This is a genomic window from Acanthopleuribacter pedis, assembly GCF_017377855.1.
Taxonomy (GTDB): domain Bacteria; phylum Acidobacteriota; class Holophagae; order Acanthopleuribacterales; family Acanthopleuribacteraceae; genus Acanthopleuribacter; species Acanthopleuribacter pedis.
The window spans coordinates 1-19,716 of sequence record NZ_JAFREP010000032.1 but is presented as its reverse complement, the minus strand read 5'-3'; the positions used below and the strand labels follow the sequence as shown (position 1 = coordinate 19,716).

At 56.5% G+C, this 19,716-nt stretch carries 14 protein-coding genes; 11 read left to right on the top strand and 3 right to left on the bottom strand.

Features of this window, described 5'->3' with window-relative positions:
- Positions 1 to 118: 118 nt before the first annotated feature.
- From J3U88_RS26970 to J3U88_RS26960, 3 genes are all read right to left on the bottom strand, one after another.
- A complete protein-coding gene (locus J3U88_RS26970) occupies positions 119 to 2,794 on the bottom strand; it encodes a serine/threonine-protein kinase (RefSeq protein ID WP_207862118.1) in 2,676 nt (891 codons plus the stop codon).
- 764 nt (positions 2,795 to 3,558) lie between these two features.
- A complete protein-coding gene (locus J3U88_RS26965) occupies positions 3,559 to 6,933 on the bottom strand; it encodes a sensor histidine kinase (RefSeq protein WP_207862117.1) in 3,375 nt (1,124 codons plus the stop codon).
- 249 nt (positions 6,934 to 7,182) lie between these two features.
- A complete protein-coding gene (locus J3U88_RS26960; RefSeq protein ID WP_207862116.1) occupies positions 7,183 to 8,196 on the bottom strand; it encodes a hypothetical protein in 1,014 nt (337 codons plus the stop codon).
- 524 nt (positions 8,197 to 8,720) lie between these two features.
- Between J3U88_RS26960 and J3U88_RS26955 the strand changes: the two genes are divergently transcribed.
- The 11 genes from J3U88_RS26955 to fmt all read left to right on the top strand — a co-directional run bounded on the left by J3U88_RS26955 (position 8,721) and on the right by fmt (position 19,193).
- A complete protein-coding gene (locus tag J3U88_RS26955) occupies positions 8,721 to 9,329 on the top strand; it encodes a cytochrome c maturation protein CcmE (RefSeq protein ID WP_207862115.1) in 609 nt (202 codons plus the stop codon).
- A gap of 112 nt (positions 9,330 to 9,441) precedes the next feature.
- Positions 9,442 to 11,544 carry a heme lyase CcmF/NrfE family subunit gene (locus J3U88_RS26950; RefSeq protein ID WP_207862114.1) on the top strand — a complete coding sequence of 701 codons (2,103 nt, stop codon included), beginning with the start codon at positions 9,442 to 9,444 and terminating at the stop codon, positions 11,542 to 11,544.
- Positions 11,544 to 11,942: a hypothetical protein gene (locus J3U88_RS26945; RefSeq protein WP_207862113.1), complete on the top strand. Its 399-nt coding sequence runs from the start codon at positions 11,544 to 11,546 to the stop codon at positions 11,940 to 11,942. Before J3U88_RS26950 ends, J3U88_RS26945 begins: the two co-directional genes overlap by 1 nt.
- Entirely contained in the window at positions 11,939 to 12,649 is a 711-nt protein-coding gene (locus J3U88_RS26940; protein ID WP_207862112.1) for an ATP-binding cassette domain-containing protein, read from the top strand. Before J3U88_RS26945 ends, J3U88_RS26940 begins: the two co-directional genes overlap by 4 nt.
- Complete coding sequence (locus J3U88_RS26935) at positions 12,646 to 13,320, top strand: heme exporter protein CcmB (RefSeq protein WP_207862111.1); 675 nt, start codon at positions 12,646 to 12,648, stop codon at positions 13,318 to 13,320. Before J3U88_RS26940 ends, J3U88_RS26935 begins: the two co-directional genes overlap by 4 nt.
- Before the next feature lie 3 nt (positions 13,321 to 13,323).
- Positions 13,324 to 14,016 (top strand): cytochrome c biogenesis protein CcsA, encoded by a 693-nt coding sequence (ccsA, locus tag J3U88_RS26930; protein ID WP_207862110.1) that lies wholly within the window; start codon positions 13,324 to 13,326, stop codon positions 14,014 to 14,016.
- A 28-nt stretch (positions 14,017 to 14,044) separates the two neighbouring features.
- Positions 14,045 to 14,215 carry a CcmD family protein gene (locus J3U88_RS26925; RefSeq protein WP_207862109.1) on the top strand — a complete coding sequence of 57 codons (171 nt, stop codon included), beginning with the start codon at positions 14,045 to 14,047 and terminating at the stop codon, positions 14,213 to 14,215.
- A 371-nt stretch (positions 14,216 to 14,586) separates the two neighbouring features.
- A complete protein-coding gene (locus J3U88_RS26920; protein ID WP_207862108.1) occupies positions 14,587 to 15,363 on the top strand; it encodes an alpha/beta fold hydrolase in 777 nt (258 codons plus the stop codon).
- 480 nt (positions 15,364 to 15,843) lie between these two features.
- Positions 15,844 to 17,727 carry a cyclic nucleotide-binding domain-containing protein gene (locus J3U88_RS35095; protein ID WP_207862107.1) on the top strand — a complete coding sequence of 628 codons (1,884 nt, stop codon included), beginning with the start codon at positions 15,844 to 15,846 and terminating at the stop codon, positions 17,725 to 17,727.
- 15 nt (positions 17,728 to 17,742) lie between these two features.
- Positions 17,743 to 18,255, top strand: a complete 513-nt coding sequence (gene def / locus J3U88_RS26910; protein WP_207862106.1) for a peptide deformylase — start codon at positions 17,743 to 17,745, stop codon at positions 18,253 to 18,255.
- Positions 18,252 to 19,193, top strand: coding sequence for a methionyl-tRNA formyltransferase (gene fmt / locus J3U88_RS26905; RefSeq protein WP_207862105.1), 942 nt, complete (start codon positions 18,252 to 18,254; stop codon positions 19,191 to 19,193). Before def ends, fmt begins: the two co-directional genes overlap by 4 nt.
- Positions 19,194 to 19,716 lie beyond the last annotated feature (523 nt).

The following is a 19,716-nucleotide window of genomic DNA, read 5'->3' as shown; positions in this document are numbered from 1 at the left end:
TGCGGTGCGGGCCGGGGCCCGCCGGATTAGGGCCGGCAAAACCGAGATTGGGAGAACGGCCCGTCGCCGGGTCAAGCACGTACAACCGAGCAGCGTGGAGATCCGCGTGTCGCCTCGGCTACTTAACCCGTTTCCAGGAACCGCTCTTTTGGCTGAGGCGGTAGGTAAACGGAAATTCGCGTTCTTCGGACTTGCGGCTTGCTTTGTTGTAGTAGGAGAGCTTGAGCTTTAGCTTAACATCCGCGGTGGTTCCGCGTAAATCGATGTCGCGATCAAGAATGTCCAGTTGAATTCGTTCGGCGGTTTCAAAGAACCGGCCCCAGTTGGATCGCTCGCTTTTACTGAAATTCATATGACTGGAAAGGTTGGAGATATCCCCGCTTTCAAAGAGGTTGTGGTAGGTCTCGATAAAAGCGACCACTTGTTCTTCGGGGTTGACCTTGGGTTGGGACGGCTCCGGGGTCGGGGTCGGCGGGGTAACGGGCTTGCTTGATGCGGCCTGGGTTTGGGCGAGCGCCTCAAAAACGGCGGTAGCTTCCTCGTAGACCTTAATGGCGCGTGAGAATTTGCCTTGTTTTTCCGCGTCACGGGCCAGGTTGGCAAGGTTTTGGGCTTTGGTGAAATCCTCGCTGCGACGGGAGGCCGCGTTCATTTTAAAACGGGCGTCCTGCATGGCTTTCCGTGCCGCCGCGGTGCGTTCGTTGAGCACGCGGTACATGTCACTTTGGGCCTCGTTAAACTTGCGTTCCGCTGCCTGGAGCGCGTCGGTTGCCTGCTTCAATTGGCCGCGTTGGAACGATTGAATCCCTTGTTTCTCGAGAATCTCGGCTTCACGGTAATTGGCCAAGCCGCCGCGGTCGGCCTCGGTGCCGGCCACTTGGCCGCGCGCGCGTTCCACTTGCTTGATAAGGTTTTCGACCGCCGAGGCTTGTTTTTGTTGGGCTTCCGTGGCGGTACGTGCCGCGGTGCGATAGGCGCCGAGGGCTTGGTTAAGGGTCCGTTGCGCCTTTTCCAGTTCGTTTTTGGTATTTTTTGCGGCGTAATCGCGACCGCGTTTTTCCAAGGCGGTCGCGTTGCGAAAGGCTTTGGTTTCCTTGGCGCCGTCCACGGCCTGGGTCCGTGCTTTTTGCAAAACAATTTGGCGCAGTAATTTTTCATTATCGCTGATCAAGCGGGCGAGTTCTTTGGGGTCGTCAGCCTGCTTGGCCGGGGTTGTTTCTGCTGTTGCCGCGGGTGGGTTTTCGGGTTCCTCGGTTGCGCCGGCCGCGGCAATGCTGTTCGCGGGGGCGCTGTTCGCGGGATCGCTGTTCGCGGGGGCGCTGTTCGCGGGATCGCCGGGTGTCGTTGTGTCGGCAGGGGTTTCATTATGCGCGGCCGTGGTTTCGCTGATGTCGCTTTCCGGTGGTGGGGTGGTTTCGGACGACGCCGCCGCGGTGTTGGTCGGATCGGCCACCTGCTCGCTGTTGGCGAACAGATCGTCTTCCGGTGGTGCCGGTGATTGCAACAGGACATAGGCCCCGCCGATGATGGCCGCGGCCAGGCCGATTGCGATGAAGGCGTATTTACCTTTGCTGGGACGTTTGATCGAGGTGGTGGTTTTATGGGCTTTGGAGGTCAAGGATGCCAGTCTGTTTTGCAGCTTGTCCAGCTTTTGGAGGGCTTCCTCGTTTTTTGGATCGATGTCGAGCACCTTGTGGTAGGTGTCTAGCGCGCGATCAAAGTCGTTGCGAATCGAATGGGTGTCCGCTTCACTGAGCAGTTCTTGGATCTTTTTGCGATGCTGGGTGCGGTCTTCAAGGCCTTGCAATTCTTCCTTGGCTTCCAGGAGTTCTGGATCCAGCTCAAGGGCGTAGGCAAAGGCTTGCCGTGCTTTTTCGAAATCGGCCTCGTCGATCATCTTGCGCCCGCGGCTGATAATCGTTTGGACCGAATGTTCCTTGAGGTTCTCCAAGAACACGCGGTCGGTGATGCGGTTGGAGACCATCAGCTCGCGGATCTCTTTGAGGTCTTGGATGATCTCGGTGCAGGATTGGTAGCGGTCGCTGACATTTTTCTTCATGCACTTGTTCAACAACTGTTGCAAGGGTTCGAGGAACTGCTGGTCGTCTTCGCTCAGATTCAGCTTGTGGGGCGCGTACAGGAGAATTTGGTAGGCGAGGGTGGTGGTTGAGTCGCCGGTAAAAGGTTTGCGGTAACTGAGTAATTCAAAAAACACCACCCCGAAGGAAAAGATATCGGAGCGCGGGTCCAGCTTTTTACCGGTAATTTGTTCGGGCGACATGTAGGCCGGGGTACCCATCACCATGCCGGTCTCGGTGAGGTCGCTGGTTTTGGGACGGGCGATACCGAAGTCCATGATTTTGACATGGTTGCCGTCGATGATGCGGATGTTGTCCGGCTTGATGTCGCGGTGGGTAATTTCTTTGCTATGGGCGAACTCAAGCCCGGCGAGCATTTCAAGGCCGATATCGATTTTTTGGATGAGGGTGAGGGCCTCGCGTCGGTGGATCAGCGTTTTGAGATCCTGGCCGGTGAGGTATTCGAGCACGATGTAGGGGCGTTCTTCGTGTTCGCCCACATCGTAGACAACCGTGATATTGGGGTGCGACAAGCCGCCCGCCCACTTGGCTTCTCGAAAGAAGCGTTCTTTGAGTTCCTGGTCGTCGCGGATTTCGTCTTTGATTATTTTGATCGCGACTTGACGGCCGATGACGGTGTCTTCGCCTTCGTAGACGGTGCCCATGCCGCCTTTGCCCAACTCACGAACGATCCGATATTTACCGATTTGTTCCATAGATAGCGCTCTGACTCCGCCAGTCCTGTGATGTCCCCAAACACTCTGAATCAGCCGAGGCCAAGCCTGACTGCTTGATTGCCTCGGTTGCGAAACCATCAGAATGTTAACCGGTGGACGATACTGCCACTCATTATATTCGCAATGCAAATGTTAAGCGAGCAAACCTTTATTTAGGAGGAGGCGGGGAAGTGGGTGTTGGATTCGAGAGATGGCTTGGGGTTGGAACATTTTCTGAATAAATGGGGGGTGCGTTTGGGCGATGTTGGGTTGGCTGCTTTGGCTGCTTTGGCTGCTTGATTTCGTCTTGGAGGAGGGCTTTATTGCCTAGGATGAGATGGTGGATCGAGGATGCGGCTGTACTGGATCCTGTTCAAGGACTTCCCGACGCGGATGAAGCCGTCACTTCGAGATCATTATTTCTTAGGATGAGATGATGGATAGAGGATGCGGCTGTACTGGAGATCCCTCTTCAAGGACTTCCCGACGCGGATGAAGCCGTCACTTCGAAATGAATTCTGATTGCGTGTGGTCTCGTGGTGAAAGGGCGCGCAGCGGGCTAAACGTAACCCGCGAAGCAAAAGCAACCAGAGAGGGACTGCCGACTGAGGAAAAGCCATGTATATCGCTCTTTGCGCTAATTATCAAAGGCGGAACAAGGCTGCGCATGGGTTCCAACCTCAATCGCCCTATCTTCTAATCATCATCCCATCCTGAGAAATAAAAGAATCGACCGTCCCCTCGGCGGGATCACGATCCCTAAACTATCCCAACCGAGAGGTAATGGGCACCGTGAGCGCGATGGTTGTACCTTGGTCGACCCCTTCGCTGTGGATGCTGATATCGCCGCCCATCTCTTTCATTGTGGCGCGACACGAATGCAAACCAAAACCGTGGCCGTTGGTTTTGGTTGTGAACCCAAACTCGAACATGCGCGCCAAATTGCTTTTGCTGATGCCACACCCGTTGTCGACGATTTGGATCTCGTTGAACTCGCCGTTTAACGGCCGCACTCTGAGTTTGATCCAGCGGCCCTCCGCGCTCGGTCCCTTTTGGCTCAAGGCGTCGGCCGCGTTGTTGATGATATTGGTTACCACGTGGACCAGTTTCACCGTTTCCAAGTTACACGGCGGTGTGGTTTCGTAACTGCGAATGATCTGGATGTTGCGTTTTTTGAGGGACGATTCCAGCATGGAGAGTGCGTTGTCCATCAACTCGGTCAAGTCCACCTGTTCCTTGCGATCAAAGCTGCTGACGTAACTCTGCTCCATCGACACCGCTTGCGCCATCAAGGCGACTTTGTCCAACAGCTTGTCGGTTTCATGGGTGATCTTTTGGCTTTCCCGTTCGAATTGGCGCGCTACCTTGGTTAAAAACTCGGGGATCAGTTTTCCCTTGGGGTCCTCCTGGAGGAAGTCGGGGATGCGACCGCGTTGGTCCGCCAGCATTTTGTTAACCATCGCGAATTGCTCCATTTTGGAGCGGGACAACACCGAGCGCAGCTCACTGGTTGAGGTTGAAACCGTCGTGAGAATGTTGCCGATATTGTGTAGCACCCCGGTCGTCATCTCGGCAATGCCCGCCTTGCGCACTTCTTCCGCGAGTTTCTGGTGCGCCCCGCGCAGCGCATCCGTGTGGCGGTCCGCCTCACCCGCCAGCCGTTTTTGTTGGTGCTTCAGGTCGCGCATCCGATAGCGGTAAGCCACCACCGCCAAAATGACGGCCAGCACCACCAGGACACCGAGGACACTGTCGCGTGCCCACCACGGGGGGACGATGCGCACCGGAATGACCACCCCTTCCTCGTTCCAAACCCCGTCGTTGTTGGAGGCCTTGACCCGGAAGCGGTAATCGCCACTGGGTAAGTTGGTGTAGGATGCATAGCGGCGGCCCGAATTTTGGTTCCAGCGGTCGTCAAAGCCCTCTAATTTAAAGGCGTACCGGTTTTTGAGGGGCGCGGTGAAATCCAGCGCCGAAAAGTTGAAGGAAAAGAAGTTGTCGCCGTGGGGAATGAGCAGCCGTTGCTCCTCGTCCATCAGGCGGTTCATGGGAATTTCGCGGTCGAAGATGCGGAAGCTGGTAATGGCCACGTTGGGGATATGGGGATTGATTAGCATTTCACGGGGGAAAAAGCTGTTGTAACCCATCACGCCCCCGATCAACAGTTCCCCGCGCGTACCGCGGAAATGGGCGCCCGGTAGGAACTCTTTCCCTTGCAGACCGTCCAACTGATCGTAGACGCGTACGCCGCGGGGTGGGGTGAACATCAGCAATCCCGCGTTGGTCGTAATCCACAACTCACCGGGACGACCCTGGAGGATCCCGTTAATCCAACGGTTGTCCAGGCCGCCGACCGTGATGGTGGTAAAGGTTTGGCTCCAGGGATCAAAACGCGACAGGCCGTTGTTGGTGCCGACCCAAACAATGCCTTCCTCATCTTGCAGAATCGCAGAAATCGAATCGTGTTTCAGCGAGGACGGGTCGTTGGGATCGTGGCGGAACCGACGGAACTCGCCCCGTTCCGGGACGTATTTACAAAAACCACCGTTGGTACCGACCCACAGCACCCCCTCGGGACCGGGACTGATCACCGAGATGCGGTTCTCCTGCGGATAGGCCACGCTGTCGGGAAACGGCCACTCGGTCAGGCGGTTCGTATCCATGTCGAAGGCTTGTAAGCCGGCGCGGCTGCCGACCCATAGTTTCCCCGTTGCCTGGTCGAAGTACAGGCAGTTTACCGTGCCCGCGCCGGTGGCCCCGTTGTTGTCGGCGGGTACCTTCACCCGTTGGAACCGATCCTGGTTGGGTAGGTAGCGATTGAGGCCGCCGCCGTAAGTACCCACCCAAATTTCGTTATTTCGGCCGCCGCTGATCGACAGCACCGAATTGTCCGAAAGGCTGTTGGGATTTTTGGGGTCGTGGTGGTAGTGGCGGATCTCGTCCGTGTCTCGGTTATGCACGATCAAGCCGTCGAGGTTGCCCAGCCATAACTGGTTGGGTTCCTGTAAATAAATGGCGGCGATGCTTTCTTTGGTCTGATCCGGTGTTTGGTGGACGCGAAACCCACGAAATTTTTGGGTTTTGAGGTCGAGTTTGACCAGGCCCGCTTTGTAGGTGCCGATCCACAGCAAACCTTTTTTGGACAGCATCAACGAGACGATGTTGTTGCTCGGCAAACCGCCTTGGTTCAGGGCCGTGGAAAAAAACTCCACCTCTCCGGTTTTGGGGTTGATCAGGCTGACGCCGCCGGAGCGGGTGCCGACCCACAGGCGGCCCGCCTCGTCGCCGGTAATGACGTTGACCCAATTGTCGTTGATGAAACGGGTCTCGGGGTCGTCGGCGAAGAACCAGCGGATGCGACCGCCGTTTTCCAATTGATTCAAACCGTTCGAGGTGCCGATCCACAAACCGTCGTTGGGGGTTAAGTGTAGTGATCTTACTTGGTTGTGGCTTAGGCGCTGTCCCATTTCGCCACGGGTGTGGTAGTGGCGACCGTCGCCGCTGCGCGGGTCGTAATGGATCAAGCCGCGGTCCGTACCGACCCACAGGGTGCCGTCTTTATTGCGCAGCATACAGCGAATGCGTTCTTCCGTGATGATGCGGGCGATGCTCGGGCTTGTTTTGGGGGGATGGAAGGTTTCGCTGAGGTGATCAAAAAGGCTTAAACCGCGGTCGGTTCCCACCATAATCGAACCGTCGGGCAGGCGCACCAGGCAATTAATGAAGTCGCGATGCGTTTGGTGCGGGCTGCTTTTGGGTTGCCGATAATGTTTGGCTTGGCCGGAGGCCGTATCGAATAAAGCCAACCCCGAGGCGGTACCGACCCACATGCGGTTATCTTTTTCCGGCAGGACGTAGCGAATGAAGTTGTCGGGTAGGGAGTTGACCGAAAGGGTGCGGCGGAACACTTTGAATTCGTAGCCGTCGTAACGGTTTAGCCCGCCCGAGGTGGCTACCCACAGGAACCCTTTGCGGTCCATGGCGACCGACCACACCGTGCCGTGGGACAAACCCTGTTCGGTGGTGAGCACCTTGAGTGGAAAAACCTCGATTTGCGCCGAAATCGGCAGGGCGACGATCTGAAGCATTAGCAACAGCAGCAGGCGAGTCCCGCGCGTTAATCGCGGTAGCTGGTTCATGAACGCTCTCCCAATACCGGATGCCGGTGGATCCGGTATGCCCGTTCACGGCGATTCGTGAGCGGTTCGCAAGCATTGACCCGTGACGAACCGCGGTAGGGCGTTGGGGCGCCGAAAGCCGCGTTCAGCCGACGTGTCTTGTTTATGCGATTGTGATAAGCGCCATCATAGCATTTTCATTGAATTGGGCGGCATCCAACATCGGTTGTGATCGAGGATTTCACCCCAAAACCTTTTTTGTGCGTGGCCCTATCGGCGCATCAATCCGACACAGGCGAAAACCGCCAAAAGGCCCAAAATCGAACCGACGATTAACACGCGGTCATGGCTCAGTTGGTTGGGCAGCCGCTTAAAGGTGCGTTTCTCTCCCGGCTCACGCTGGGTTTCAGCCGTTTGGTTGTTGCCCGCCGCGGTGGGGTCCGGCTCCGCTTTTCCGGTTAAGTTCAACTCAAGCACGTCCTGGTTTTCCAAGCGTTTCCACTCGTAAAGGCGCAAGTCGTTGACCTTGTCTACCTCCACGAAGGTCAGCCCGTCGCCGCTTAATTCCAAGCTGGCGGGCATGACCAAGATGTGCATTGCTTTTTGGTCTTCCAGCAGGGGGAGGCGGTAGATGTTGGTGGCGTCGCTGGGGTTATAAGCGTGGTTGCTGCGCGCCATAATTTGGGTTCGGCCGGGACGCAAGGGGTAACTCAGGCCCGCTTTGTCCCCTTCAAACAGCGGGGACTGTTTCAGCGGCATTTTGCCGCGCCGCGTGCTGACTTCCAAACCGCGGTAACCGGGAATCAGCGGCCATTGGAAGGTGGCGCCCTCGCGGACCAGGGTAACCGGGGGTTTGTTGATGTTGTCCACATTGATAAACATGCCGACGTCCAGGTTTTGATGCTGCACGTACAAGGCCAGTGAGCCGATGGCCGCGCGCGTGTCGGCCGTTTCGGCGTTGTCAAACACCGTGATCACCAATTCGTTTTGAATGTCGGTGAGGCTTTCCGTGTAAACCGTTTGTCCCTTGCGTGCTTGAACCAGAAATTGGCCCGCGGCGAAACTGCCGTCGAATGTAAGCGATACCGTGCCCGAGGCTTCGCTCTCCGCCGCGACCGGGGTCATGCCTTGTTGCAACTGGATCAGTTGAAGCGTATCGGCTTGGCCGGGCCCGCCGTTGGTCCCGTCCTCCAAACGGACCGTAACCGTAAATTCGGCCATGGCCCAGGTGCCGAGCACCAGAAGAAAAGGGATTGTCAAAACCAATCGATGGAACACGCGCATGTTACCTCCAACAAAAACCACCCCATCATACCCGAGTCGCCCCAAAACGGGGACACAACTTGCGTGGACCCTGATTTCCCGTGCTCGCCTACTTTAATATAATAGGACCGCCAAAAAATTCCTTGGGCGCGGAGGGCCGCGAGCGCGGGCGTCATGGTGTGGGACGCCCTTACCCAATCCACGTTCGTCCGCGGGGAATCGGCCGAACCTACCGTGGTTTGTGTGGCCTTGCCGTTCCGGCGCCCTCGGCTTGGGTCCGATCATTCCTCCTGGACAAACGAAAAAGGTGCGCTTCCATCGGCCATTTGGGTGTCCTGTCGCGTGTTAGCCTACGAGGGCTTGGGTAAAAGCCGTCCCTATAGGCTTTTTCTCGCGTTTTGCGCGTCGCCACGACGACCCGATGACCAAGGAGCCCCATCACCCCTCCCGGTTTCCCTTGCCGGATTTCGTTGACCCCCCATGATTTACACTGTAGATTGTGCAGGGATGGAGCCACTGTTGGAACCGGTGGTTGGAGTACGATCATGCAAGCAAAAATTTTTATACCCCTTCTTCTGATCTTCGGTGCAATCGGTTGGTTGCTGACAACCAACATCCAAAATGCCAATTACTTCTATAAAGTCAATGAACTGGAAGGACTCGGCGACCGTGTTTACAACATGAACCTGCGTGTCAAAGGCCGCATCGTCGAGGGCAGCATAAAAAGCAAAATTAACGAACGCCCCGTAATTTTTACCATTCATGAAGAGGAAGCCGAGCTGGTCGTTCACTACATGGGTGAAGCGCCGCTGCCCGACATGTTCAAAGACCGGGCCGAGGCCGTGGTTGACGGTACCATGGGGCGCGACGGCATTTTTGTCGCGAACCACCTGCAAGCCAAATGTGCCTCCAAGTACGAGGCCGGTTTGGATGAGTCCATGGTTGACGGTTCCGGGGCCTACCCGCAAGGCGAAAAACCCGCGGGTTACGGCGATCCCGCCCAACCGGTCGCCCAGGGACAACCCGCCGGCTATGCCGCGCCGAACCAAACCGTTGCCGATCAACCTGCCGCTGATCAAGCGAAAACCGTGCAACAGGCCGCGGTGCCACCGACCGACAGCGAGCAAACCGTCGGGGCCAACGACGACCAATAAAATCCAGAGTGCAATCTCCGGCACCTTGTCGGAACCTTTTCTTGCATCCGCGCGTTGCGGTCCGCTCGGCACCTTCTGTTTGTCCCGACCGCCCTAGGGGAGACACCACCACATGATTCATTTCATCCTTTCCGCCCTAACCGCGGCCACCGGTACGGACGAACCCTCACAGATTCGTCTCGCGGGTGACCACGTCATGGCCGATTTTGGGAACTACGCACTTATGGTCGGCCTCGCGCTGGCCATCTTCGGCACCCTTACCGCCCTTATCGCGGCACTCACCGCTCGCGAACGTTTCCGCAAAGCAACCGTGCGCGCCTTCTTGGCGATGACCCTGATGATTTTTTGCGCGGTTTTTGCCCTGGGCTACCTGCTGCAACACGACGCCTTCCAAGTGGTTTACGTTCAGAGCCACTCTAACCGTCACCTTCCTTGGATATACAAACTCACCGCCATCTGGGGCGGCAGCCAAGGTTCCCTGCTTTGGTGGACCACGATTCTTGCCGTTTACAACCTGTTCTTTTTGTTCTTCATCCGCAAAGCGCCTCGCTTGATGACCGCCTGGGCCTTGTTTTTTGTCGGCATTTGTTTGACCTTCTTTCTCGTCATCAACAACATCGTTTCCAACCCCTTCCAAATTTGGGGTGAGGACATTGCCGGCATGTGGAAAGCCGTGGATCCCCGTGACGGCGCCGGCTTGAACCCACAACTCCAGCATTGGGCCATGATCATTCACCCGCCCATGCTTTACCTGGGTTACATCGGCTTTTTGTTCCCTTTCGCCCTCACCATGGGCGCCTTAATCACCCGCCTCGACGGCCGCGATTGGCTGCCGATGATCCGCAATTGGACCCTGGTGGCTTGGCTGATTCTCGGCGTGGGCATCGTGCTCGGCGGCGCCTGGGCCTACATGGAACTGGGCTGGGGTGGTTACTGGGCATGGGATCCCGTCGAAAACGCTTCTTTCATGCCGTGGCTGTTGGCCACCGCCTTCCTCCACTCCATCATGGCTCAGGAAAAACGCGGCATGTTCAAAATGTGGAACGTGTTGCTGCTCGTCAGCTCCTTCCTGATGTGCATGTTCGGCACCTTTATCACCCGGTCCGGCTTGATCTCCTCCGTTCACGCCTTTGCTGAAAGCGATATCGGCAACTACTTCATCGGTTACATCGTCCTCAACGCCGTACTCAGCGGCATTGTCGTGATCGCCCGTCGCGACCAGTTGGCCGACGACAACCAGTACGAGTCCATGACCAGCCGCGAAGTCAGCCTGCTGTTTAACAACGTACTCTTCGCCGCCTTGTGTCTGCTCACCTTGCTCGGCACCGTTTGGCCCATGATCACCGAGGCGCTGATTCAACAGAAACAAGAACTGCGCCACGGTTATTACAACCAAGTCATGCTCCCGATTTTTATCGGCTTGATGTTGCTGATGGCGATCGGCCCCATTTTGACCTGGAAAAAAACCACCGGCCGCCAAGCGCGCGAACGCTTCATGTTGCCGTCAATTGCGATGGTTGTCGTTTTTGTCCTTTGTCTCGCCCTAAGCTCCGGCCCGCTAATATCCTCCATTTCCTTCGCGGTCCTGGCCTTTCTTTTGGTCACCATCGTTGAAGAGTTTTGGATTGCCGGCCGCCGTCGCGCCAAACGCGCCGGTGAAAATATGGCCGTTGCCATTTACAACTTGATCGCCATGAACCGGCGCCGTTACGGCGGCTACATCACCCACTTCTCCGTCCTGCTGATGGGGCTCGGTATTACCGGTGCCGCTTTCAACCACCAGGACAAAATGGAGTTGGGCATTGGTGAAACCATGGAAGTCGGCGGCTTTCTGTTTCAGGTAGAGAACATCCGCACCGAGGACAACGTCAACTACGTGGCCTACATCGCCGATGTGAACCTGATGAAAAACGGCCGGCCGGTTGAACGATTCGCCCCGGAACAACGCTTTTACAAAGCTTCTCAATCCCAGGCCAGCGAGGTCGATATCCACGTAGGCTGGCTGCGCGATTACTACGTGGTTGTGGCCGGTCCCGCGCCCCAACACACCGACGAACACCCCATCGGCGTGTTCCATATCTACGTGAACCCGTTGGTCATTTGGATTTGGATCGGCACCATCTTAATGGTTGTCGGTACCATGGTGGCGCTGCTCCCGCAACGATCCCGGCGCAAGGTCAAAGCCGCCGTGCCCGCCAACATGGAGGCCGCGTAATGACCATCTTTCTGATTATTTTCCTGACCCTGTTCATTCTCGGCTGGGTCGGTTTCCCACTGGTGCAAGCCGGTCAGGGACGCAGGCTCGACCACGAGCTCTGGGTCGAGCGACGCCGCTCCCTGATGAATTCGCTCGATGCGCTCTATCACAAAAAAGAGACCGGCGAGATTGAGGAAGACGACTTCGTCAACATCGAGGCCGGCATCCTCAAGAACCTGGCCGCCTGCTACCAAAAGCTGGGTGAAGATCCTACCCAAAGCGACGGACCGGCCTGTCACGCGTGTGGTGCTCCCCTCAAGGCAAGTTATCAACACTGTGTCGCTTGTGGTACGCGGGTCGTGCAGGAAACAAGCGCCGAGGCACCCGTCCCGCAACCCGCGGAATCGCTGTCGTGAGTCTTTCGATCCGATTCAGCGAGCTCAGCAAACAATTCGGTGAAACCATTGCCCTGTGGCGGGTGAGTGAACAGCTCCATCCCGGTGACCGTGTTTCGATTCTGGGCCATAACGGGGCCGGTAAATCAACCTTGCTCCACATTCTGGCGACGCTGAGCCGGCCAAGCTCGGGCGATATTTCCTTCTCCTTGGACGGGGAAACCTGCGACAACCCCAAAAAGCTGCGCAACCACCTGACCTTCTTATCCCACGAACCCATGCTTTACCCGGACCTGACCGCCATGGAGAATTTGCGCTTCATCAACCGGCTTTACCAGCGCAATCTATCCGATGCGCAACTGGGTGAATTGCTCGAGCGCGTCGGCATGGCCGATTTTGCGGAACGGCTGTTTCGCACCTGCTCGCGCGGTATGCAGCAACGGCTCAGCTTGGCGCGCGCCCTGTTGCCGCAACCCAAACTCTTGCTGTTGGACGAACCTTTTTCCGGTCTGGACCGCGGCGGCGTCGAACGCATGAAACACCTGTTTTCCAACACCGAAATGAGTTGGATCTTGGTGACCCACCACTTGCGCCTCGGTTACGAATTGGCCAACCGTTTTTGGATTTTGCACCGCGGTCGCATGCTGCACAGCCTGCACAAACGCGATTTGAGTTACGAGGCGTACCTCCGCTTTTGCGAAGGTTCCAGCATGGAGGAAGGCGCGTGAGCGACAACGTCTTCCACGTATTTTCCGCTGTCTTGCGCAAGGACCTGCGTCGTGAGTTGCGCTCCCGGGAAATCTTCATTTCGTCTTTTCTGTTCTCCGTGATTCTGCTCGTCATCATTTTCTACGCTTCCAAAACCAGCGGCGTCCAATTGGAAGCCATGAGTTCGGGCGCCTTGTGGCTGTGTATTCTGTTTTCCGGCACCATCGGCCTGAACCGCAGCCATCAGTCGGAAACCGCCAACGGCTGTTACCGTGCCTTAATCCTCGCACCCGTCGAAGGGGGCTGGTTGTATTTGGCCAAGGTGTGTAGCAATGCCTTGCTGTTGATTGTGATGGAGCTCCTGCTTTTGCCGCTTTTGGTCTTGTTCTACCACACGGATATCAGCAAGAATTTAGGCATGTTGGTGACGTCGCTGGCATTGGGAACCATTGCTTTTACCGCCGTTGGGAACCTGGTAGTGGTGATTACCGCCAATACCCGCATGAAAGATGTGTTGTTCCCCGTCGTGCAGTTGCCGCTGATGGTGCCGACTTTGATTGCCGCCGTCAACGCCACCGAACTGGCGCTTCAGGGGAAAACACCGTCTAATTGGCTCCAGGTCTTGGTGGCGGTGAACGTCGTCTTCCTTTCCGCCGGTTTTCTTCTCTACGATTTTTTGCTCGAGGAATAACATATGAGCCTCAAAGACAAGCTTCTGTTTGCACTCATGTTTGTGGTAATGCAGCTCGCCCTGGTATGGGCTCTGGCGATTGCGCCGCCCGACAAATTACAGGGCGATGTTCAGCGCATTTTCTACTTCCACCTCGGCAGTATCTGGCCAGGGTTTCTGGCGTTTTTTTATGTGCTTTACGGATCGATTCGTTACCTCGTGAGCCGCGATTTGATTTGGGACCGCAAGTCCCTGGTGAGCGGCGAGATCGGCCTGGTATTTTGTTCCATCGTCCTCACCACCGGCCCCGTTTGGGCCAAGCCGACCTGGGGTGTTTATTGGGCTTGGGACGCCCGCCTTACCAGTACCTTGGTGCTTTGGCTCGTCTTTTTCTTCTACGTCAACCTGCGCAACTACATCGACGACGAATCAAAGCGCCCGCGCGTCAGTGCCGTGTTGGGTATTGTCGGCGCCCTGATGGTGCCCTTTGTGTACATGTCGACCCGCATTTTCGAAACCCAACACCCGAAACCCGTCATCATGGGCGACGCCGACAGCGGCATTCGCGATCCCAATATGAACATCGCTTTGTACCTGTCCCTTGCCGCCTTTACCTTGCTTTATATCTACCTGTGGCGTTTGGGCGTCCAACAAATGCTGACCAAAGACCGTCTCAAGAAGTTACGCGGCCGTTTGCTGCGCCTTGAAGGTTTTTAACCACCACGCTTACCAAGGAGTTGTTCCCATGGAATCATCGAGCAATCACATGTTCTACCTCGTTGCCGCTTACACGCTGGTTTGGATCATGGTGAGCGCTTATGTGCTCATTCTGTCCAAAAGAAACCAGGAACTCAAAGACCAGGTCAAAGATTTCGAAACCCGGCTGCGCAAGCAAGGCGTGTCCATCGAGGATTAGCGCCCTTGCTTGGCAAACCGGCCGCTTCTCCCATCTCTTCGTCGTGGAAGCAAAGATTGCAATGTAGGTGGCCGCTTCTAAAGCGAAGTGACAGCTTATCCGCGGACGGGAACCGGAAAAAGCGGGCGTGGCGGCCAATCCGCATCCTCCATTTAGGGTACTTCCCACCATAGCCAAAACATCCCCTTTCCTTAAACGAAGTGACAGCTTATCCGCGGACGGGAAAGGGCAAAAAAGGGTGTGGCGGCCAATCCGTATCTACCCTTCATCCTGCATTCCTAAGAAATAATGAAACCAAACCCAAGCCGCGCCAAAACCGGCGTTACCTACAAACCCATAAAATCCAAAACATCCAGCAACAGGAGGGGGCTTTGACGGCACCGACCATCCATTACGAAGTACACGGCGAAGGGGATCGCGACATCCTGATTTGCAACGGGTTAAGTCAGACTTGTGCCAATTGGCGCGGCATCGCCCGCCGTTTTACCGCCTACCGCTGGATTCTATTTGACGCGCGTGGAACCGGTCGTTCGCCCATGGGCCCCAAGCCGTACCACATCGATGATCATGTCGCCGACTTAACCACCGTTTTGGATCGCAGCGGTGCCGATCAACCCGTGCTGATGGGGTTTTCTCACGGCGGGCGCATTGCCTTGCGCGCCGCCGCCGAGATCGGCGATCGTTTTTCCGGTCTGGTACTGGTCAGTACCGGCGCCAAACAAACCGTCTTGCGCCGTGCTTATGTTCGCTCTTGGTACGAGTCCCTCAAACGCGGCGGCATTAGCGCCATGGCGTGGACCAGCATGCCGACCATCGTGGGTCGCAAGATCCTGGAACGTTTCGAGGATTGGGAGCTGATTGTTAAAGGGACCGTTTCACGGAACAGCGAGGAAGGTTTGAAGGCCCTGTTCGAGGGCATGTTGCGTTACCCGCCCTCCGAGGAAGACGCCGTTCGTATTGATCTTCCCGCCCTCGTGCTGCGCGGTGATGAAGACCCCTTGGTTCGGCGCTCCGATCACCACGACCTGGTTTCCTGGCTACCCGGCTCAAGTGAAGCCTCCGTGCCCGAGACCGGACATACCTTGCCGCTCGAGGAACCCGAACAATTCGTGGAACTTATTGACCGTTTCGTGGCCACGCTAGCTTAAACCTAAAGTGTGCGATTCGGGTGGATGCAATTGTGCAAGTATCGGCGCAGGACGCGCCGAGGGTTGGCGCGAAAGGTGTTGTAAAAAGCGGACCGGGGTCGCGCACGACGCGTACCTGGAAGGTACGTCGCGCATTTTTACTGCACCTGCAGCCCAACGCTTGGCGCAGGACGCGCCGAACCTTGTGCAAGTGCGCCGCCAAGAATCGCTCAATTTAGGTTAAATTACCTCAATCTAATTCCGCCCGTGAGCCGGTTTGCGCGCGGCTTCTAAAAAAATATGGGTACCCGAAACATCAGAACCAAGGCTTTTGCTGGGTCGTAATTACGGGTTGTGGTTAAATGTCTGTTGTTATCCGAGGGGACAGCCCCTTGACGTGGCCGGGCTTCCGTGACTTTGTGATCGAACACGTTGCAGCACGGATTTGGAATGATTTAGAATCCCGATTTGTTTTAGTTTTGGCCTTGATTAGGAGGCGGCGTGGCATTCTGGAAATTATTTGGTAAAAAGAAAACACCGCAGGAATTATTGGTGGCCGGTGATCTCAAGGGTGCCCTCAAAGGTTTCAAGGCGCTGATTAAAGACAAGAAGCAAACCGACCCCGCCTTGTTGATGCAACTCGCCAATGTGCAAACGAAAATGGGGAAGCTGGAAGACGCCAAAGCTACTTATATCCGCGTGGGCGAACACTATGGTGATGCCGGTTTTTTTAATAAAAGTGTGGCCGCCTTCAAGAAAGCGCTTAATTTATTCCCCGACGACCAGGTCATTCTCGACAAACTGGCCTCCTATAATGACAAAGTCCCCAAGTTCATGATTGACGAGCGTTTTTTGCGCAAAATCAACCGCTGGGAAGAAGAAGCCGCCAGTGGTGCCGTTGATCCCGAAACCGTTGAGGCCGCGCGTCGGGCCTACGAAGCGGGGTTGGCCGAGGATGCCGGCGACGCTCGCATCGATACCCCTGATTTGGGGGACGCTTTACCCGGCGAAACCGACCTGCAGGGTGGTTCCGATAGCGCGCTCGACGTTTCCGGCAGCGCCGATCAGGTGGACATCGATATGAGCTTTTTGGATAGCGAGGCCGATGCTTCCTTCGATCCCGCGGCCGACGATGTCGATGTTCCCGCTTTTGAGGAACCCAATCTGTCACTGGACTTTGCGCCGGCTGAAGCCGACGGGGCCTCTGACGGCCCCCCCGAGCGCTTGACCGGCCCCGTGATTCCCGAAATGGACGAATACGAGGATCCTTACGGCTTTACCCGCGACGACGACGAGGACGATCCCCAAGCCGAAGCGCTCGCCGCCCAACAGCCCGACTTTTCTCTCGACGATCAAACGCCGGCAGCGACGGCCGCCGAATCCGAGGCCGCCGTAAGCAGCGAAGTGCCGCCCGACGAGAAAGCGCGCACCATGGCCGGGGTCGAAGCCTTTAAAGCGGCACTGGCCGACAAGGACGCCGATACCGGGCAGCTTCATGCCGCTCGTGCCGCATACGAACCCACCGACATCGATGACTCCGGTAACCGCATGGTCTTTAAAGCCGCCATTGAGGAGACGCCCGTGGCCAAAAAGGTCGACTCCTCTTTTGAATCCGTCGACGACGCCTTGGATTCGTTGTTTGGGGGCGATGATGGTGATGATGACGGTGGTTTGTTTGGGAACCTGGGCCCCGCCGCCTCGCCGGAACCCGCGCCCGAGCCGGAACCCGCGCCTGAACCCGAACCCGCGGCTGCCGCGCCCGCGCCTGAACCCGAACCGGTTGCGGCCACCCCGGCGCCTGAACCCGAACCGGTTGCGGCCACCCCGGCGCCTGAACCGAAACCACTCGCGGGTGAAGACGATGCAACCGACCTCAGTATGACCAGCGAAATTCATTTCCTCGACGATGACGACGAGGATTTTGTCAACCCGTTCGACAGTGCCTCGGAAGAGGAGAACCAACGACACTGGGCTTTGTTCCGCACCATGCCGAAAGAAGTTTTTACCGCTTTTGTCATTGCCCTGGACATGCGCGACTACGAGCCTGGTGAATTCCTGATGCGTCAAGGTGATCCCGGCGGGGAGATGTTCCTGCTTTCCGAGGGGCGCGTGGCCGTCGAAATCGAACAAGACGGCGATTTGGTCAAAGTAGCCGAACTCGGCGAAGGCGACTTTGTCGGCGAGGCTTCGCTGCTGACCGGCGCCCCGCGCAACGCTTCCGTGCGTGCCGACGAACCGACCACTTGCTTGATTCTCTCCGACGCGGATTTGAAGCAACTCACCAAGGATCATCCCTCGGTTATGGAATCGATCAAGTCAATTTACTATACTAGGGTGAGTCAAAACGCCTCGCGTTTCAGCCGTCAGGAACAAACGCAAGCGTAATCGGAGGACAAAAACATGGCGGAAATTGTCGTTTACGGCGACCCCGTATTAGAGAAGGTAGCAGAGCCGGTTACCGTTTTTGATGAAGAACTGGCGCGTTTTGTGGCCGACATGCACCAAACCATGATCAAGGCCCACGGCGTCGGTTTGGCCGCGCCCCAAGTAGGCGTCAGCAAACAGGTCTGCATTATCGACCTCTCTGTCGGTGAAAATCCCGACGATCTCTTTGTCTTGATCAACCCCGAAATTCTCGAGGTGGACGGGTCCCAAAAGGGGGAGGAAGGTTGCCTCAGTTTCCCCGACATCATTACCGTGGTCGAACGCCCCAATTCCGTGAAGGTTCGCGCGCAAAACATTGCGGGCACCACGGTTGAGCTCGAAGCCGAGGGCTTCCTGGCCCGTGCCTTCCTGCACGAAATCGACCACCTGAATGGGGTTCTTTTCACGGAACGCGTTTCCAACTTGAAACGCAACATGATCAAGAAAAAAGTCAGCAAACGCGTCAAGGCTGGTACCTGGAATTCATGAAAATTGTTTACATGGGAACCCCGGATTTCGCGGTTCCCGCTTTACGCGCGCTCGCCGACCGTTATGGGGTGAGCGCTGTTTTTTGTCAGCCCGACCGACCCAAGGCCCGTTCCCGCAAACCCGTCGCTTGTCCCGTCAAGCAGGCCGCGTTGGAACTGGGGATTGAGGTCCATCAACCCAAACGCATTCGCGCCAAAAAATGGGTCCAGTTGCTGCGGGATTTGGCGCCCGATTTAATTGTGGTCGCCGCCTTTGGGCAGATTTTACCCCAATCCATCCTGGACATACCCACCATCGACTGCGTCAACATTCACGCTTCCTTGTTGCCCCGTTGGCGCGGCGCCTCGCCCATTCACCACGCGCTCCTTTACGGGGATCCGCGCACCGGCGTCGGCATCATGCGCATGGAGGCCGGCTTGGATACCGGCCCCGTTTACCGCGAAGCCGCGATGGACATCGACGACACCATCACCCGCGAAGCCTTGGAACAGGCGTTGGCAACCATGGGCGCCGATGTGTTGCTCGAAACTGTGCCTGATCTCAAAGGTATGGAGCCGACCCCGCAGGACGACGCCGCGAGTTGTTACGCGCCGATCATTACCAAAGATATGGGCTGGGTCGACCTGAGCCGACAAAACGCCGAAACCGTGTGGCGAACCGTGCGTGCCTTCCGGGGTTGGCCCGATGTGTACGTCCAGTGGCAGGATCACCCACTCAAGTTGTGCAGTGTGCAACCCGTCACCGATGGGGATGTGACCGGTGAACCCGGTACCTTGGCCCAGGTGACCAAAAAACGGATGCTCGTCGCCTGTGCCGACAACACCTTATTGAATGTGTTGGAGGTGCAGCCTGCCGGCAAAAAGGTGATGCCCATTCATGCTTTCATCAACGGCTACAAACCAACCGTGGGTGAAACCTTGGCAAAAATGCAGCATTAGCCGCCGCTCCTGCGCGAATCAGCGCGCTCCTGCGCGAATCAGCGCCTTGTGCAACCCCGCCTCGCGTGTTCCACGCGGCGCGGGTTTTTTGTTTAATGGATCAAAACGCTTGGATTACGCCCTTTACGGAAAAAAGCGCGTGTTCGCCGATGGTGGAGATCATCATGTGCAGGGGTGCACGCCTTAAGGCCTTCTATTCGCTCCATTCGTTTCGTGCGCGTTTCGATTCGCGATTTGCCGGCATGTGATATCATCGCTAAGTTTGTTATTTGCTCATCTGAATCCTTGACATCAAACACTTTATCCCGTTTTTACCTATTCACCCTTTTTTTCTTTTTACTTATTTCACAACAGCAAGCTGGAGTTTTTCATGCCTCGCCTTGCCCTTTTTCTCTTTTTGTCTGTGCCCATGTTGTTTACTTTCGCGCAGGAAGCCATTTCCCTAGATTTGCAGCCCTATGACCGCTATCAAGCGACGCCGACCGCAACCTTGGCCGGTACCCTGTCACCCGCCGATTCGGTG

Bases quoted from the DNA above. Each gene is read 5' to 3' on its own strand.
- J3U88_RS26925 (WP_207862109.1), top strand. From the start codon at position 14,045: ATGGAATCATCGAGCAATCACATGTTCTACCTCGTTGCCGCTTACACG.
- J3U88_RS26955 (WP_207862115.1), top strand. From the start codon at position 8,721: ATGCAAGCAAAAATTTTTATACCCCTTCTTCTGATCTTCGGTGCAATC.
- J3U88_RS26960 (WP_207862116.1), bottom strand. From the start codon at position 8,196: ATGCGCGTGTTCCATCGATTGGTTTTGACAATCCCTTTTCTTCTGGTG.
- fmt (WP_207862105.1), top strand. From the start codon at position 18,252: ATGAAAATTGTTTACATGGGAACCCCGGATTTCGCGGTTCCCGCTTTA.
- ccsA (WP_207862110.1), top strand. From the start codon at position 13,324: ATGAGCCTCAAAGACAAGCTTCTGTTTGCACTCATGTTTGTGGTAATG.
- J3U88_RS26965 (WP_207862117.1), bottom strand. From the start codon at position 6,933: ATGAACCAGCTACCGCGATTAACGCGCGGGACTCGCCTGCTGCTGTTG.
- J3U88_RS26970 (WP_207862118.1), bottom strand. From the start codon at position 2,794: ATGGAACAAATCGGTAAATATCGGATCGTTCGTGAGTTGGGCAAAGGC.
- def (WP_207862106.1), top strand. From the start codon at position 17,743: ATGGCGGAAATTGTCGTTTACGGCGACCCCGTATTAGAGAAGGTAGCA.
- J3U88_RS26945 (WP_207862113.1), top strand. From the start codon at position 11,544: ATGACCATCTTTCTGATTATTTTCCTGACCCTGTTCATTCTCGGCTGG.
- J3U88_RS26950 (WP_207862114.1), top strand. From the start codon at position 9,442: ATGATTCATTTCATCCTTTCCGCCCTAACCGCGGCCACCGGTACGGAC.